This is a genomic window from Pseudomonas hamedanensis, assembly GCF_014268595.2.
Classification (GTDB): Bacteria; Pseudomonadota; Gammaproteobacteria; order Pseudomonadales; family Pseudomonadaceae; genus Aquipseudomonas; species Aquipseudomonas hamedanensis.
Genome location: NZ_CP077091.1, coordinates 4,978,259 through 4,994,522 on the forward strand (window position 1 = coordinate 4,978,259; position 16,264 = coordinate 4,994,522).

Below are 16,264 nucleotides of genomic sequence, written 5' to 3' on the forward strand. Positions count from 1 at the left end.
GCTCGCGGGGCTCAAGCGAGCGCTGCGCGGACAGATCAGACGGATTCAGACGAGCCATCCTGGCCCGCTTCAAATAACGCCATGGCCTCGACATGTGCCGTCTGAGGAAACATATCGAGAATCCCGGCACGTTTTAACCGGTAGCCCTGCTTGATCAATTCCACCGTGTCGCGCGCCAGCGTTGCCGGGTTGCACGACACATACACCAGCCGTTTGGCACCCAGGGTCGCCAACTGGCGTACCACCTCGAAAGCACCGTCACGCGGTGGGTCCAAGAGTACCGCAGAAAAGCCGTTCGCGATCCACTGGGCAGCGCTCAAAGGCTGGGATAAATCGGCTTGAAAAAACTTTGTGTTATGCAAATTGTTACTGACGGCGTTGGCAGCGGCCCGCTCGACCATGGTCTGCACGCCCTCCACCGCCACCACTTCACGCACGCTTTGGGCCAGCGGCAGCGCAAAGTTGCCCAGCCCGCAAAACAGGTCCAGTACCCGTTCCTCGCGCGCCGGTTTCAGCCAGTCCAGCGCCTGCGCAACCATTGCCTCGTTGACCGCGGCATTGACCTGAACGAAGTCCCCCGGCCGGTAAGCCAGCTCCAGATCCCACTGCTCAAGGCGATAACCGAGCGTCTGACCCGCCTCGACCGGTTGAGGTTCACCCTCGCCATGCAGCCACAGTTGCGCCTCATGAAACTGGCAAAACTCCTTGAGGATCGTCAGGTCCGCTTCGGACAACGGCGCCATGTGCCGCAGCAACAGTGCCAATGACGAGCCGCTGAACAACTCGACATGCCCCAGCGCCTGCGGTTTGCTCAAGCGCCGCAACATCTCCGGCAACCGGGTCATGATCGGTTGCAAGGGCTGTACCAGCACCGGGCACTCGCTGATCGCGACGATGTCCTGACTGCCGGCAGCGCGGAAGCCGACTTCCAGCTTTTTCGCTTTCATGTCCCAGCGCACGGCAATACGCGCACGGCGACGGTAGCCGAATTCCGGGCCGGTCAGCGGCGCTGCCCATTCTTCTGGTTCGACACCGGCAACCCGCGACAATTGCTCGGCGAGCATGCGCTGTTTCAGGGCGAGCTGTTCGTCGTGGGGCAAATGCTGGACGCTGCAACCGCCGCAACGGCCGGCGTGCGGGCACGGCGCCGGGCGACGCAATGCACTGGCGGTGAACACGCGTTCGGTGCGCGCTTCGACCACTTTGCCGTGGGCGCCTAGCACCCGCGCTTCGACGTCTTCGCCCGCAAGGGCGCCGAGGACGAACCAGGTCCGGCCTTCGAAAAACGCGATACCGCGACCGTCATTGGCCAGGCGCTCGATGCTCAAGCGCTGCTTTTTTCCGGTCGGGACTTGCGGGGCCTTGCTGCCGCCGGTGGGCTGGAAGCGCAGGCCTCTCTCGTGTTTGGCCATCAGTTGGGTGCGTCGAAAATGCCGGTCGACAGGTAACGGTCGCCACGGTCGCAAATGATCGCGACGATCACCGCATTCTCAACTTCCCGAGACAAACGCAGCATCGCCGCCACCGCACCGCCCGAGGACACACCGCAGAAGATGCCTTCTTCACGCGCCAGGCGACGGGTCACGTCTTCGGCTTCGCTTTGCGCCATGTCGACGATGCGATCGACGCGCTCGGCCTGATAGATCTTCGGCAGGTATTCCTGAGGCCAGCGGCGGATGCCCGGGATGGCCGAGCCTTCCATCGGTTGCAGGCCGACGATCTGCACGCTGTCGCTCTGCTCTTTGAGGTAGCGCGAGACGCCCATGATGGTGCCGGTGGTACCCATCGAGCTGACGAAGTGCGTGATGCTGCCCTGGGTCTGACGCCAGATTTCCGGACCGGTGGTGGTGTAGTGCGCCTCAGGATTGTCGCCATTGGCGAACTGATCGAGCACCTTGCCGCGGCCTTCGGCTTCCATACGCTGGGCCAGATCCCGGGCGCCTTCCATGCCCTCTTCCTGAGTCACCAGAATCAGCTCGGCGCCGTAAGCGGTCATCGCCGCCTTGCGCTCGGCGCTGGAGTTGTCCGGCATGATCAGGATCATCTTGTAACCCTTGATCGCAGCGGCCATGGCCAAAGCGATACCGGTGTTGCCGGAGGTCGCCTCGATCAACGTGTCGCCGGGATTGATTTGCCCGCGCAACTCGGCGCGAGTGATCATCGACAGCGCCGGACGGTCCTTGACCGAACCCGCCGGGTTGTTCCCTTCGAGCTTGAGCAATAGGGTGTTGCTGGTGGCGCCGGGCAGGCGCTGCAAACGCACCAGCGGCGTGTTGCCGACGCAATCGGCGATGGTTGGGTACTGCAGGGTCATGGCGTATTCGCAATCCAGACGTGCGGGGGCGCCTATCATACCGGCAATCCCACGCAGGCCATATCACGCAAAGTGCGGTGCTTATGGTTTATGGGAATAAGCGCCCGCTAGTCGGTGTTTTCCGTGTGGGCCGTATCCAAGGCATAAAACTCATGCAGCTTGGCTTGCAGCAATTGTTTATCCGGTAAGCATGTTTGATATTGCGCGATCAATGCCGGCGAGAGACTGCGGTTGAGGGCGTACTCGACGACCTCGTCCTCTTTACTGGCGCAGAGCAACACACCGATGGCCGGATTTTCGTGGGGCTTGCGGACATTGCGGTCCAGCGCCTCCAGATAGAAATCCAGCTTGCCCAGATATTCCGGTTCAAAGCGGCCGACCTTGAGCTCGATAGCGACCAGGCAATTGAGCCCTCGGTGGAAGAACAAAAGGTCCAGCGCAAAATCCCGACCGCCGACTTGCAGCGGATATTCGGAGCCGACAAAGCAGAAGTCCCGACCAAGCTCGATGAGGAAGTCCTTCAGCCTTGTCAGGAGCCCTTGGTGCAGATCGGTTTCAGAATGAGCAGAAGGCAGGTCGAGGAATTCGACCATGTAGGAGTCGCGGAATATTTCAAGCGCTGCTGGGTGCGTTTGTTTGAGCGCGGCGGAGGTTTTCGCTGGATCGGCAATGGTTCGCTCGAACAGAGCGGCTTTCAGCTGTCGCTCCAGTTCGCGCTTTGACCATTTTTCCTGGACGGCCATTCGCAGGTAGAAAGCCCGCTCCTCAGGACATTTGCTTTGACTCAAAATGATCATGTTATGAGTCCACGGCAATTGTCTCACCAGTGGTGAGACAATTGCTTCGTCTCGATAAGTCTCATAAAACTGGCGCATGCGGAACAGATTGGGTCGGGTGAATCCACGCAGACCTGGCTGGGTCTGAGCGAGATGCGCTGCCAGTTGAGCGATGACCGAATCCCCCCACTCCGCCCGCTCAATCTTGCGACTGATATGCGCCCCCACCTGCCAGTAAAGCTCGATCAGGTGAGTATTGACCGCCTGCATGGCCTTGTGTCTGGAACTGTGGATCAATGCGAGCACTTCATTGAAACGATCGCCATCTGAGCTGCCGGTAAGGCTGGATGCATTCATGCGCAATTCCTTGAAGGTTAGGTGAAGCACGAGCCTAAACCGTTCGGGAAGCTCAAAATGACCGCTGGTGCAGCTTGGGAAATGTCATACAGAAAAAGACGAGCGCTCCGTCAAGTCAGCAGGATAGGGCGCGCGAATGGACTACATCGCGAGCAGGCTCACTCCTACAAGGGGATTTATGTTGTTCAACTGATCTGCGGTGAACGCAAATCCATTGTAGGAGTGAGCCTGCTCGCGATAGCGTCATTCGGCGCAACACCATCATCCGCCAGCAACCGCAAATTCAGCCGCAACCCCGCCCCGCTGTTCTGCGCCCAAAGCAACCCACCCTGCCGTTGCACCGCATTGCGCGCAATGCTCAAGCCCAGCCCAAACCCACCATCCCCCGGCCGCGAGCCATCGAGTCGAATGAACGGCGAAAAGATCCTCTCCAGATCCTCTTCAGCCACGCCGCCGCCCTGGTCCTCCAGCCACAAATGCCAATACTCGCCATCGCGCCGACCATCGAGGCGCACAATCGCGCCCTCGGGTGAGTGACGAATGGCGTTTCGCAGAATGTTTTCCAGCGCTTGCGCCAGTGTATTGAGGTTGCCGCGCACCCAGCACGACGCTTCAACCGTGCATTGCAACTGCAAGCTCGGCCAGCCGCTTTCATAACAGGCGTTGTCGGTGAGCATTTCCCACAGTGCCTGAATCTGTATCGCTTCGTCCGGCAACGGCGAGCGGTCGGTGTCCAGCCAGGCCAGTTGCAGGGTGTCCTCGACCAGCCGCTGCATGCCGTCGACTTCACGGCCGATGCGTTCGCGCAATTGCAGCAGTTCTTGCTCGCTCTCGCTGGCCACGCGCAAGCGACTCAGCGGCGTGCGCAGTTCGTGGGACAGGTCGCGCAATAATTGCTGTTGCAGGGCGACGGTGGATTGCAGACGTTCGGACATGGAATCGAACGCTCGCGCCAGCTCGCCGAGTTCATCCGGGCGCTGGGTGATGCCGCTCGACAGGCGCACGTTCAACTGATCGGCGCGCCAGGCGTTGGCCTGTTCGCGCAGGTTGTTCAGCGGCACCACCAGCAGCCGATACAGGCCGACGCAGAGCATCAAGGTGAACAGCCCGGGAATCACGCCGTTGGTAATGACCCGCCAGAACACCCGGTATTTGCCCGGGATAAAGCGCTCCGGCAATTCGATAACGAGGATGCCGGCGGCAGGATCCAGGGGAAACGGCACGCGCAGCCACGGCCGGCCTTTCTTGTGAATCGGCCAATCGAGGCCGCGCAGAAACGTCAGGTGCTGCACTTCTGCCGCGTTCAACGGCTCGCTGCTCAGCGACTGCAAATCAGCGCCAATGACGCCGACCCAACTGGCCTCGCGCAGTTGCATGCCCTGCAACCAGTCGTCGACGCCATCGCGTCCGCCGCGCTGCCACGCCTGCTCGGCCTGTGCGGCATAACGAGCGAGGGTGCTGCGCGCTTCATTGGAAAGAAACTGATTGCGCTCCTCCATGTAGCGGCCCCACGACCAGCTCAGCCAGATCATCAGCAGACAGAACGCCACCAGCAGACATGCCAGCTTCCAGAACAGCGAATGCCGCCCCGGCAGCTCAGACAGTTTCATCGGCGGCGCTCAAGACATAACCCTTGCCCCACACCGTGCGCACTTCGCGCTCGGTGTAACCGATGGCTTTGAGTTTGCGACGAATCTGGCTGATGTGCATGTCGAGGCTGCGGTCATGGGCGGCGTAGCCGCGCTGCAAGACATGTTGATAAAGGAAGGCTTTGCTCAGCACTTCCTCGTTGTTGCGGTGCAGGGTTTCGAGCAATCGAAATTCGCTGCGGGTCAGCCCGGCCGCCTGTTCGCGGAAAAACACCTCGCATTGTTCCTCATCGAAACGCAAGGTGCCGCTGGCCATCGCAGCGGCCACGACGGGCGGACGCCGATCCAGCGCCACCCGGCGCAGGATCGCCTCGATGCGCACGTGCAACTCGGCCATGCTGAACGGCTTGGGCAGGTAGTCGTCGGCGCCGAGACGAAAACCGCTGATGCGATCGGCCTCGGCCCCCAGCGCCGACATCAGCAACACCGGCGTCGAATGACTCTGGCGCAGTTGCGTCAGCAGGTTCAGGCCATCGAGCCCCGGCAGCAGAATATCCATGAGCACTACGTCGAACGGCTGGCGCTGGGCGATGTTCAGGCCTTCCTGGCCGTTCTGGCACCAGGTCACCTGAAAGCCGCTACGGCCCAGATGGTCGTGCACATAGGCGCCGAGGACCGGATCGTCTTCAATGGAAAGGATGCGTGGCTGGGTGGCGGAAACAGGAGTCATGAGTATCTGCAAGTAATTCTCAGTTGGCGGATTATTCAAGATTGTCCGACAGCGGGCAACACAAGGTTCGTCTGCCGGACGAACGAGCGCGAACGTGACCCTGCATTTTCCGCAAGATTGCCCGCCTGCAAATCGCTACACTGCGACCATGTCGCGTGCCGGATGCACGCATGTGTCAACAGATCAGCGGGATGCGGGAGATAGGCGTGCTCAAGAAACTGGGAATCAAAGGTCGCGTACTGTTGCTGACCTTATTGCCGACCAGCCTGATGGCGCTGGTGCTGGGTGGCTATTTCACCTGGACGCAGCAGACCGACCTGCAGAGCCAATTGATGCAGCGCGGCGAAATGATTGCCGAGCAACTGGCGCCGTTGGTAGCACCGGCGATGGGGCACGGCGATGCCAATCTGCTCGAACGCATCGCCACTCAATCGCTTGAACAACCCGACGTGCGCGCAGTGACCTTCCTCGCTCCGGACCGCTCGCCCCTGGCCCATGCTGGCCCGACCATGCTCAACCAGGCGCCGAACGGCGACAGTGCGCAACTGCAACGGCGCAGCGGCAACGATGCCACCCGCTACCTGATGCCGGTCTTCGGCAAGCACCGCAACCTGGCCGGAGAAGTCATTCCCGCCGAATCCGACCGCCTGCTCGGTTGGGTCGAGCTGGAACTGTCACACAACGGCATGTTGCTGCGCGGTTATCGTAGCCTGTTCGCCAGTCTGCTGCTCATCGCTGCCGGGCTGGCCGGTGCCGCCCTGCTGGCATTGCGCATGGGCCGAACCATCAACCATCCGCTGAGCCAGATCAAACAGGCCGTCGCGCAACTCAAGGATGGTCACCTGGAGACCCGTTTGCCACCGCTGGGCAGCCACGAACTGGATGAGCTGGCCTCGGGGATCAATCGCATGGCCGGTACCCTGCAGAACGCCCGCGAAGAATTGCAGCACAGCGTCGATCAGGCCACCGAAGACGTGCGGCAGAATCTGGAGACCATCGAGATCCAGAACATCGAACTGGACCTGGCCCGCAAAGAAGCCCTGGAAGCCAGCCGGATCAAATCCGAATTCCTCGCCAACATGAGTCACGAGATCCGCACGCCGCTCAACGGTATCCTCGGTTTCACTCACTTGTTGCAGAAAAGCGAACTGACCCCGCGTCAGCTCGATTACCTGGGCACCATCGAAAAATCCGCCGACAGCCTGCTGGGCATCATCAACGAGATTCTCGACTTCTCGAAAATCGAGGCCGGCAAACTGGTGCTCGACCATATTCCGTTCAATCTGCGCGATCTGTTGCAGGACACCCTGACCATCCTCGCCCCGGCCGCGCATGCCAAACAATTGGAGCTGGTCAGTCTGGTGTACCGCGACACGCCGCTGTCGCTGGTCGGCGATCCGCTGCGGCTCAAGCAGATTCTCACTAACCTTGTGAGCAACGCGATCAAGTTCACCCGCGAAGGCACCATCGTCGCCCGGGCGATGCTTGAAGACGAACGCGAAGACAGCGTGCAATTGCGCATCAGCATTCAGGACACCGGCATCGGCTTGTCGAGTCAGGACGTGCGCGCGTTGTTTCAAGCCTTCAGCCAGGCCGACAATTCGCTGTCGCGCCAACCCGGCGGCACCGGTCTGGGGCTGGTGATTTCCAAGCGCCTGATCGAGCAAATGGGCGGCGAGATCGGCGTCGACAGCACCCCGGGCGAAGGCTCGGAGTTCTGGATCAGCCTGAGCCTGCCCAAGACCCGCGACGATGCCGAAGACTTGCCTGCCGCGCCGCTGCTGGGACGGCGCGTCGCGGTGCTGGAAAATCACGAACTGGCGCGTCAGGCGTTGCAGCATCAACTGGAAGACTGCGGCCTCGACGTCACGCCGTTCAACACCCTGGAGAGTCTGAGCAACGGGGTCACCGGTGCGCACCAGACCGATCAGGCGATTGACCTGGCGGTCATTGGCATCACCAGCAACGACATGCTGCCGGAGCGCTTGAATCAGCATATCTGGGACCTCGAACACCTCGGCTGCAAGGTGCTGGTGCTGTGCCCGACCACCGAGCAGACGCTGTTTCACCTGTCGGTGCCCAACCCGCACAGCCAGTTGCAGGCCAAACCGGCCTGCACCCGCAAGCTGCGGCGTGCCCTGTCCGATCTGGTCAATCCGCGCCAGCCGCGCAATGAACCGAGCGAGCCGTTGTCGAGCCGGGCGCCGCGGGTGCTGTGTGTCGACGACAATCCGGCCAATCTGCTGCTGGTGCAAACCCTGCTTGAAGACATGGGCGCGCGGGTACTCGCCGTGGAAAGCGGCTACGCGGCGGTCAAGGCGGTGCAGACTGAGTCCTTCGATCTGGTGCTGATGGATGTGCAGATGCCGGGCATGGACGGTCGGCAAAGCACCGAAACCATTCGCCAGTGGGAAAGTGAACGGCATTGCACGCCACTGCCGATTGTCGCCCTTACCGCCCACGCCATGGCCAACGAAAAACGCGCGTTGCTGCAAAGCGGCATGGACGATTACCTGACCAAGCCCATCAGCGAGCGGCAACTGGCGCAGGTGGTGCTGAAGTGGACCGGGCTGGCCTTGCGTAATCAAGCGCCGGAGCGGCCCGGCGAAAGTGCGGTGGGCAACCATGAGCTGCCCGTCCTCGATCACGAAGAAGGCCTGCGTCTGGCGGCCGGCAAGGCGGATCTGGCAGCGGACATGCTGGCGATGCTGCTGGCGTCACTGGAAGCCGACCGCGAAGCCATCCGGGCGGCGCGTGACAGTCACGACCACAACGCCCTGCTCGAACGCGTGCATCGCCTGCATGGCGCCACCCGCTACTGCGGTGTGCCGCAATTGCGCGCCGCCTGCCAGCGCAGCGAAACACTGCTCAAGCAGGACGATCCGAAATCCGCCGCCGCCCTCGACGAACTGGAGCGTTCGATCAACCGCCTCGCGGCGCAGGCCAGAATCGGCGCCTGATCCACGGCAATGCCGGCTGCGCCGATTGCACTACAGTGGGCGCGGACCTTTCCGTCCGCGCCGATGTTCCAGGAGGATTCCATGCGCACCCTCGTTTTCAGCAGCCAGACCTACGACCGCGACAGCTTTCTCGCCGCCGACTGCCCGGCCGCCATCGACCTGCATTTCCAGGCCGCGCGGCTCAGCCTCGACACCGCCGCACTGGCCGAGCAGCACGAGGTGGTCTGCGCCTTTATCAATGATGACCTCAGCGCTGCGGTGCTGGAACGTCTGGCAGCCGGAGGCACGCGGCTGATCGCGTTGCGTTCGGCCGGTTACAACCATGTCGACCTGCTGGCGGCGAAACGTCTGGGGTTGTCGGTGGTGCGCGTTCCGGCCTACTCGCCCCATGCCGTGGCCGAACATGCCGTGGCGCTGATTCTTGCCCTTAACCGGCGCCTGCACCGCGCCTACAACCGCACCCGCGAAGGCGATTTCAGCCTGCACGGTCTGACCGGATTCGATCTGGTCGGCAAAACCGTCGGCATCGTCGGCACCGGACAGATCGGTGCGACTTTCGCGAAGATCATGCACGGTTTCGGTTGCGAACTGCTGGCTCACGATCCGTATCCCAACCCTGATGTCCTGGCCTTGGGTGCGCGGTACCTGAGCCTGCCGGAGTTGCTTGCGCAATCGCGGATCATCAGCCTGCACTGCCCGCTCAACGAGCAAAGCAGACACCTGATCAACCGCGACTCGCTGGCGCACATGCAGCCGGGCGCCATGTTGATCAACACCGGACGCGGCGGTCTGGTGGACACACCGGCGCTGATCGACGCCTTGAAGGACGGCCAGCTCGGTTATCTGGGACTGGATGTGTATGAAGAGGAGGCGCAGCTGTTTTTCGAGGACCGTTCCGATCTGCCGTTGCAGGACGATGTACTGGCGCGCTTGCTGACTTTTCCTAACGTGATCATCACCGCGCACCAGGCATTCCTGACCCGCGAAGCGCTGGGCGCGATCGCGTCAACCACGCTGCACAACATCGCAGCCTGGGCGGCGGGTGAGCCGCAGAACCAGGTCGAGGGCTGAGCGCCTTATTTGCTCAGCGAGGACGCCAGGATCAGCAAGCCCAGCCAACCGAAACCGAGCAGGCGTTGCTTGCTCGAATGGCCCTTGCGCAACAGGAACCAGACGAAAAACGCCGGCAACAGGAACACCATGATTTTCAGCCAGCCTTCCACCGGACGGCTGCCGTCAGCGTTGACCGGTTGCTGCGCCTGACGCGCCTGCTCTGCGGCCTGCTGACGGCGGCGGCGCCCGGCCGCTGCCGGCATGACTTTGGGCAGAGGTTCGGCCAGCGGCGCGACAAAAGCCTCGGGCACGGCATTGTTGCGTGGCAGGCTGCCGAACGAAATCGTCGACGCCTGGGGGGATGCCGCAACGGACTGCGCTTGCATGGCGGCGTGTTCGGCCATCGGCGCTCCGCAATGAATACACACCAGAGCTTCGGAACTGATGCTCCGCTTGCATTCATAACATTCGATCAGCGCCATGTTCCGTTCCTTCAGATTCGGGGCCGGCAGTTTGCCATGACTGTCGGCTCATTTGAACCGGATCGAAGGTCGCACGTGCCCCTCATTCTGTCATCGAGCCCGTGCTAGCATGTCGCGCATATTTGGAGGACCCATGGTCGAACACGATTTTCGCTACACCCTGATGAACCCGCAACACACCCTCACCGAATGCCGCGCCCTGGTTCCGGGCCGCTATCAGGTCACCGGCAACGGTGGCTCGATCCGCATCGGTGATGTCCTGCTGGTCACGCTCAAAGGCAGCAAGGATTTGTCCATGCGCCTGACCGTCGACACCGTCCGCCACCTGATCAACCCGCCGGGCCAATGGACCGCGATGACCACCGGCCCGCTCTTCGGCGAACTGGCGATTCACACCTGGCAGGTCAATTGCGACAGCTGCGCCAAGGAACTGAGCTTCGAATTCGCGGTGGACGCCAAGCTGGGCAAATCCGCAGAAAAACCGGCAGCCACGGCGCGCATCGCCGAGCTGGGCTGGAAAGCCATCGATGACAAGCACCTGTGCCCGAAATGCCAGGAGCCTGCATGATGAAACGCCTGGCCCTGGCCGCTCTGGTCGGTGCTGGTCTCGCCGGTTGCGCCGCCGACCCTGTACAACTGCAGCAGAACCGCAGCTACATTCTGGAATGGATCGGCGAACGGCCGCTGATGGACTACAGCCATCTGACCGTGACCCTTGGCGACGATGGTCGCGCCTACGGCAACGGCGGCTGCAACCACTGGTTCGCGCCGTATACGCTGGAGGGCGACAAACTGACCTTCGGCAAGATCGGCAAGACCCGCAAACTCTGCGCGCCGGCGTTGATGGAGCAGGAGCAACGCTTCCTGCAGGCGCTGGAAAAGGTCGAGCGCTGGGACATCTCGCCGATCGAACAGATGCGTTTCTGGCCGGCAGAAGGCAAGCCGCTGCGCTGGTGGCTGGAAGAGGGTTAAACCCCTTTTATGCCCACAGGGGTTACCTGTGGCGAGGGGATTCATCCCCGTTGGGTCGCGAAGCGGCCCCCTGCGCAGTTCCAGGCAAACTGCAAACTCAGGGCTGCTACGCAGCCCAACGGGGATAAATCCCCTCGCCACAGAACTCGTCCGGCTTATTGGCTGGACTGTAAAGCCTCCAGCTTCGCCATCACCCCCGCCGCCGTCTGCTCACCCAGCAACTGTTCACGCACCTTGCCCTTGTTGTCGATGATGTACGTCACCGGTAACGCTTCACTGCGCGGCAAGTCAAACAACTCCGCCGGATCCTGCGCCAGCACGGTGAACTTGATGCCGAGTTTCTCGCTGGCGCTCTTCAATTCTTCACCCTGCACGTTGTCGAAATTGACCCCGAACACACCCACGCTCTTGCTCTTGAGTTCCTCAGCCAAATGGTTGAGTTCAGGAATTTCCGTGCGGCACGGACCACACCACTCCGCCCAGTAATTGAGCACCACCCATTGTTTGTCCAGACGCTCGGACGCGACCTTCTGGCCGTTCTGGTCGATCCCGTAATCATTGCCGCAGCCCCCCAGCATCAACGCCCCGAGAATCGTCAATGCCGCTGCCAATCGCCGTGTCATGCCGTGTTCCTTGTGAAAATGAGAAAGCGCCTGCGACCCATCGCCTCTGACGGTTCTGGATTGCGCGCCGCACAGTTAGAATAGCCGCCACTTTACGCCAGAAGCGACCCGCCATGACCGATCTGACGCTTTATCACAATCCGCGCTGCTCGAAATCCCGCGGCGCGCTGGAACTGCTCGAAGCCCGCGGCCTGACGCCGACTATCGTGCGTTACCTGGAAACACCGCTCAGCGCCGTGCAGATCAAGGCCCTGCTCGGCAAGCTCGGGATCAGCGCGCGGCAGTTGCTGCGCAGCGGCGAAGAGGAATACAAAACCTTGAACCTGGCGGACGCCAGCCTCAGCGAGCAGCAATTGATCGACGCCATCGCCGCGCACCCGAAACTGATGGAGCGGCCGATTCTTGAAGCCGGCGACAAAGCCATCATCGGTCGCCCACCGGAAAACGTATTGGAGTTGTTGCCATGAGCACGCCGTACATTCTGGTCCTGTATTACAGCCGCAGCGGTGCGACCAACGAGATGGCCCGGCAGATTGCCCGTGGTGTCGAGCAGGCTGGCCTGGAAGCGCGTTTGCGTACCGTGCCGGCGATTTCAACCGAATGCGAAGCCGTGGCGGCGGACATCCCTGATGAAGGTGCGCTCTACGCCACGCTCGATGACCTGAAGAATTGCGCTGGCCTCGCCATGGGCAGTCCGACACGTTTCGGCAACATGGCCGCGCCGCTCAAGTACTTCCTCGACGGCACCAGCAACCTGTGGCTGACCGGCGCCCTCGTTGGCAAACCGGCCGGCGTGTTTACTTCCACCGCCAGCCTGCACGGCGGTCAGGAAACCACCCTGCTGTCGATGATGCTGCCGCTGTTGCACCACGGCATGCTGATCACCGGCCTGCCCTACAGCGAATCGGCCTTGCTGGAAACCGAAGGCGGCGGTACGCCATACGGGGCCAGCCATCACGCCGGTTCCGATGGCAAGAACGGGCTGGATCAGCACGAAGTGGCGCTGTGTCGCGCACTGGGTCTGCGTCTGGCGAAAACCGCGCAAAAGCTGGTGGGCTGAGATGGCGAAGAAGGCAAAGATTTTGCCCTCAGTGGCGTGGCTTGAACCTCGGGTGAAGGCCATGCGCGTGCTCAGCCTGTTGAGCTTTTTCGCCCTCGCCGGGTTGCTGGCGACCTATTACCTGCTGTTCGCCGACCTGCATGGCGCCCGGCCGTGGGTGATTCTGCTGGTCGAACTGATCCCGTGGCTGGTCCTCGCCCCGGGGATGATCATGGGCAGCGCCCGCGGGCATTCGTGGATGTGTTTTGTGGTGAACCTGTATTTCATCAAAGGCGCACTGGCGGCGTATGACCCGCACCGGCAGCTGTTCGGCCTGCTGGAAATGGCGGCGAGTCTGGCGGTGTTCTGCTCGGCGCTGTTGTATGTGCGCTGGCGGTACCAGTTGAATCGCAAATTGGCTGGTGAAGGTGACGTCAGCGTCGCCTGATCTGACGCCTTCGCGAGCAGGCTCGCTCCCACAGAAAAACGCATTCCAAAATGTGGGAGCGAGCCTGCTCGCGAAGGGGACGACGCGGTCTCAATGGTTGACGGTGTAAGCCAGCATCATCGAAATCTGGCTCATCGGCCGCCCACCGCTCTGTTCGTGCCACTGATTGAACGCTTCCTGCACAATCGCCAGGTCACGCTGACTGGTCGGCACCTTGTCGACGATCTTCTGCGCATTGAGTGCCGCGACCACGTCGTAGCTCGGCACGAAGGTGTCCTTGCCGACCATGCGCAAAAACCGCGGTGCCGACAGCCCGCCCAATTGATGGCCGTGCTTTTTCAGGTAGGTCCACAGACCGACGATATCGGTCACCGGCCAGTCGGCGATCAGTGCGCCGAAACTGCCTTTGTCCTTTTCCACATCGAGGATGAACTGCGCATTGCGCGGCACGCTCTTGAGCTTGCCCAAGTGGCGAATGATCCGCGCATCCTGCATCAGGCGCTCAAGGTGTTCGGCGCTCATCAGCACGACTTTTTCCGGATCGAATTTGAAGAACACTTCTTCGAACGCCGGCCACTTGGCGTCGACCAGACTGTGCTTGAGCCCGGCGCGAAAGACCCGCAGCGCCATGGTCGAGAGGTAGCGGTCGTCGCTGATCTTGCGCAGTTGTGCAGGCGTCTTGGGAACGGGCAGATGGGCTTCCAGTTCAGCCGCCGAACCGAAACGGTTCAGACAGTATTCGTGCAGCCACTTGTAATCGCGCATGCCCTCTCCTGAGGTTTGGAATGAATAACACATGCAGAAGCTGCCCCTGTGGCGAGGGGATTCAGCGAAACGTCGCACCGCCCCGCTGGGGCGCGAAGCGGCCCCCAAATCTCAGGGTCTGCTGCGCAGCCCAGCGGGGCGGTGCGACGTTTCGCTGAATCCCCTCGCCACAGGGGCTCACTCCTACAAATCGGGTTTACAGGTTGGCGACATTGACGAAACGCGAAGCCGCCGTCTCGTCGATCTTCAGGCTGGTGAAATCGAACAGATTGCGGTCGGCCAGTTGCGACGGCACCACGTTCTGCAGGCTGCGGAAAATCGATTCGGTGCGGCCCGGAGTTTTGCGATCCCAATCCTGCAGCATTTCCTTGACCACCTGGCGTTGCAGGTTTTCCTGCGAGCCGCAGAGGTTGCACGGGATGATCGGGAATTGCTTGAGGTCCGAGTAGGCCTGGATGTCCTTCTCGTTGCAGTACGCCAGCGGACGGATCACCACGTTGCGGCCGTCGTCGGCGCGCAGTTTCGGCGGCATCGCCTTGAGCGTGCCGTTGAAAAACATGTTGAGGAAAAACGTCTCGACGATGTCGTCGCGGTGATGACCGAGGGCCATTTTCGTCGCGCCGATTTCATCGGCAAAGGTGTACAGCGTGCCGCGGCGCAGGCGCGAGCACAGCGAGCAAGTGGTCTTGCCCTCCGGAATCAGTTCCTTGACCACCGAGTAGGTGTCTTTCTCGACGATGTGGTACTCGACGCCCAGCTCTTTCAGGTAGGCCGGCAGCACGTGCTCGGGGAAGCCCGGCTGTTTCTGGTCCATGTTCACCGCGACGATCTCGAACTTGATCGGCGCCACCTTCTGCAGATGCAGCAGCACGTCGAGCATGGTGTAGCTGTCCTTGCCCCCGGACAGGCAGACCATGACCTTGTCGCCGTCTTCGATCATGTTGAAATCGGCGACCGCTTCGCCCGCCAGGCGGCGCAGGCGCTTTTGCAGTTTGTTCTGATTGACCGTAAGAGTGCCCATGACGCGGAATCCGTGAGGTGTGACGAAGGGCCGGCATTTTACGCAAAAACCCCAGTAGCGCGAAGCATCTGTGGCGAGGGGATTTATCCCCGCTGGGTTGCGAAGCAGCCCCAAAACCTGAGAACTCGTATTGCCTGACACTGCGCGGTGAATGGCTTGGCGACTGCTGCGCAGCCGAACGGGGACAAATTTCCTCGCCACAAAAGTATTTCAACCTCAAAAATGCCTTCCCCGCAAGACCCCAAGGCGATTAAGCCTCATGTTTACAGCGCAATTTGCTCTAAGTTGGCCATACCGGTGCGCTGGAGTCCTTTCTATACTGCGACATAAGGTCGCACACATCTGAAGACCTGTATTTGCTCGGCCACCTTGGCCCGTAGGCGCTCCGCTGGGGGGCGATGGCAATAACAAGAGGAGTGAATGGCATGATCCATCACGTAGTGGGACTGTTTACCCACCCCGATCAGGAATGGAAGGAGATCCGTGGCGACCAAGAAGAAAGCATCAGCCACATGTACTTGACCCACACGCTGATTCTCGCGGCGATTCCTGCCGTCTCGGCGTTTATCGGCACCACTCAGGTCGGCTGGGTGATCGGCAACCGCGCGCCGGTGATGCTCACTCTGGAGAGCGCGCTGTGGATGACGATCATGTCGTACCTGGCGATGCTTGGCGGGGTCGCGGTCATGGGCGCTTTTGTGCACTGGATGGCGCGTACCTATGACGCCAATCCGAGCTTGGCCCGTTGCGTGGCCTTTGCCACCTACACCGCCACGCCACTGTTCGTCGGCGGTCTGGCGGCGCTGTATCCGCACATGTGGCTGGGCATGATCGTTGGCACGGCGGCCATCTGCTACACGGTGTATCTGCTGTATGTGGGATTGCCGACATTCATGAACATCCCGCCGGACGAAGGTTTTCTGTTCTCCAGTTCGGTGCTGGCGGTGGGCCTGGTGGTTCTGGTGGCGATCATGGCGTTCACCGTGATCGTCTGGGGCCTGGGCGTTGGCCCGGTGTATACCAACTAGCTTGATTCACGCCTGAAAAAAACAACATCTGCCCACACAGGCCGCCGCAAGGCGGCCTTCTTCTTGGGGCGATGACCATTCGGCAGGTCGGCGATTCGCAAGTCGGC

General features: G+C 61.4%; 17 protein-coding genes. 8 read left to right on the forward strand and 9 right to left on the reverse strand.

The features are described 5' to 3' along the window. Positions 1-35 precede the first annotated feature (35 nt). The 5 genes from rlmD to HU739_RS21745 form a co-directional block, all read right to left on the reverse strand. The gene (rlmD, locus tag HU739_RS21725) at positions 36-1,412 is read right to left on the reverse strand and encodes a 23S rRNA (uracil(1939)-C(5))-methyltransferase RlmD (protein ID WP_186551736.1); all 1,377 of its coding nucleotides are present in this window, start codon (positions 1,410-1,412) and stop codon (positions 36-38) included. Then, positions 1,412-2,314, reverse strand: a complete 903-nt coding sequence (cysM, locus tag HU739_RS21730; protein ID WP_186551755.1) for a cysteine synthase CysM — start codon at positions 2,312-2,314, stop codon at positions 1,412-1,414. Before cysM ends, rlmD begins: the two co-directional genes overlap by 1 nt. A 107-nt stretch (positions 2,315-2,421) precedes the next feature. Beyond that, a complete protein-coding gene (locus HU739_RS21735) occupies positions 2,422-3,447 on the reverse strand; it encodes a PDDEXK nuclease domain-containing protein (RefSeq protein WP_186551735.1) in 1,026 nt (341 codons plus the stop codon). 185 nt (positions 3,448-3,632) lie between these two features. Next, positions 3,633-5,057 (reverse strand): sensor histidine kinase, encoded by a 1,425-nt coding sequence (locus HU739_RS21740; protein ID WP_186551734.1) that lies wholly within the window; start codon positions 5,055-5,057, stop codon positions 3,633-3,635. Beyond that, positions 5,044-5,766 carry a response regulator transcription factor gene (locus HU739_RS21745; protein ID WP_186551733.1) on the reverse strand — a complete coding sequence of 241 codons (723 nt, stop codon included), beginning with the start codon at positions 5,764-5,766 and terminating at the stop codon, positions 5,044-5,046. Before HU739_RS21745 ends, HU739_RS21740 begins: the two co-directional genes overlap by 14 nt. A gap of 206 nt (positions 5,767-5,972) precedes the next feature. Between HU739_RS21745 and HU739_RS21750 the strand changes: the two genes are divergently transcribed. After that, entirely contained in the window at positions 5,973-8,726 is a 2,754-nt protein-coding gene (locus tag HU739_RS21750; protein ID WP_186551732.1) for a response regulator, read from the forward strand. A gap of 81 nt (positions 8,727-8,807) precedes the next feature. After that, positions 8,808-9,797: a 2-hydroxyacid dehydrogenase gene (locus HU739_RS21755; protein ID WP_186551731.1), complete on the forward strand. Its 990-nt coding sequence runs from the start codon at positions 8,808-8,810 to the stop codon at positions 9,795-9,797. Between the two features lie 5 nt (positions 9,798-9,802). On the opposite strand, the gene HU739_RS21760 is transcribed toward HU739_RS21755, so the two are convergent. Then, a complete protein-coding gene (locus HU739_RS21760) occupies positions 9,803-10,261 on the reverse strand; it encodes a hypothetical protein (RefSeq protein ID WP_186551730.1) in 459 nt (152 codons plus the stop codon). Positions 10,262-10,394: 133 nt separating this feature from the next. Here HU739_RS21760 and HU739_RS21765 point away from each other — a divergent pair, with 133 nt between their 5' ends. Together HU739_RS21765 and HU739_RS21770 are read left to right on the forward strand one after the other, a co-directional pair. Beyond that, complete coding sequence (locus HU739_RS21765; RefSeq protein WP_186551729.1) at positions 10,395-10,829, forward strand: hypothetical protein; 435 nt, start codon at positions 10,395-10,397, stop codon at positions 10,827-10,829. Further along, positions 10,829-11,233, forward strand: coding sequence for an META domain-containing protein (locus HU739_RS21770; RefSeq protein WP_186551754.1), 405 nt, complete (start codon positions 10,829-10,831; stop codon positions 11,231-11,233). The genes HU739_RS21765 and HU739_RS21770 overlap by 1 nt, the downstream gene beginning before the upstream one ends. 155 nt (positions 11,234-11,388) lie before the next feature. On the opposite strand, the gene HU739_RS21775 is transcribed toward HU739_RS21770, so the two are convergent. After that, positions 11,389-11,856: a TlpA disulfide reductase family protein gene (locus HU739_RS21775; protein ID WP_186551728.1), complete on the reverse strand. Its 468-nt coding sequence runs from the start codon at positions 11,854-11,856 to the stop codon at positions 11,389-11,391. Between the two features lie 113 nt (positions 11,857-11,969). Between HU739_RS21775 and arsC the strand changes: the two genes are divergently transcribed. Genes arsC through HU739_RS21790 form a run of 3 tightly spaced genes read left to right on the forward strand, consistent with a single transcriptional unit; the run spans position 11,970 to position 13,343 of the window. Next, positions 11,970-12,323 carry an arsenate reductase (glutaredoxin) gene (arsC, locus tag HU739_RS21780; RefSeq protein WP_186551727.1) on the forward strand — a complete coding sequence of 118 codons (354 nt, stop codon included), beginning with the start codon at positions 11,970-11,972 and terminating at the stop codon, positions 12,321-12,323. Then, positions 12,320-12,916 carry an NAD(P)H:quinone oxidoreductase gene (gene wrbA, locus HU739_RS21785; RefSeq protein WP_186551726.1) on the forward strand — a complete coding sequence of 199 codons (597 nt, stop codon included), beginning with the start codon at positions 12,320-12,322 and terminating at the stop codon, positions 12,914-12,916. Before arsC ends, wrbA begins: the two co-directional genes overlap by 4 nt. A 1-nt stretch (position 12,917) precedes the next feature. Next, on the forward strand, positions 12,918-13,343 hold the full coding sequence (locus HU739_RS21790; RefSeq protein WP_186551725.1) for a DUF2069 domain-containing protein: 426 nt from the start codon (positions 12,918-12,920) through the stop codon (positions 13,341-13,343). Between the two features lie 90 nt (positions 13,344-13,433). Here the strand turns inward: HU739_RS21790 and HU739_RS21795 are convergent, their stop codons facing one another. Beyond that, positions 13,434-14,108, reverse strand: coding sequence for a DNA-3-methyladenine glycosylase I (locus tag HU739_RS21795; protein WP_186551724.1), 675 nt, complete (start codon positions 14,106-14,108; stop codon positions 13,434-13,436). A 196-nt stretch (positions 14,109-14,304) separates the two neighbouring features. Next, positions 14,305-15,129 carry a tRNA 2-thiocytidine(32) synthetase TtcA gene (gene ttcA, locus HU739_RS21800; RefSeq protein WP_186551723.1) on the reverse strand — a complete coding sequence of 275 codons (825 nt, stop codon included), beginning with the start codon at positions 15,127-15,129 and terminating at the stop codon, positions 14,305-14,307. Between the two features lie 425 nt (positions 15,130-15,554). Here ttcA and HU739_RS21805 point away from each other — a divergent pair, with 425 nt between their 5' ends. Beyond that, positions 15,555-16,157 (forward strand): Yip1 family protein, encoded by a 603-nt coding sequence (locus HU739_RS21805; protein ID WP_186551722.1) that lies wholly within the window; start codon positions 15,555-15,557, stop codon positions 16,155-16,157. The last annotated feature ends 107 nt before the right edge of the window (positions 16,158-16,264 follow it).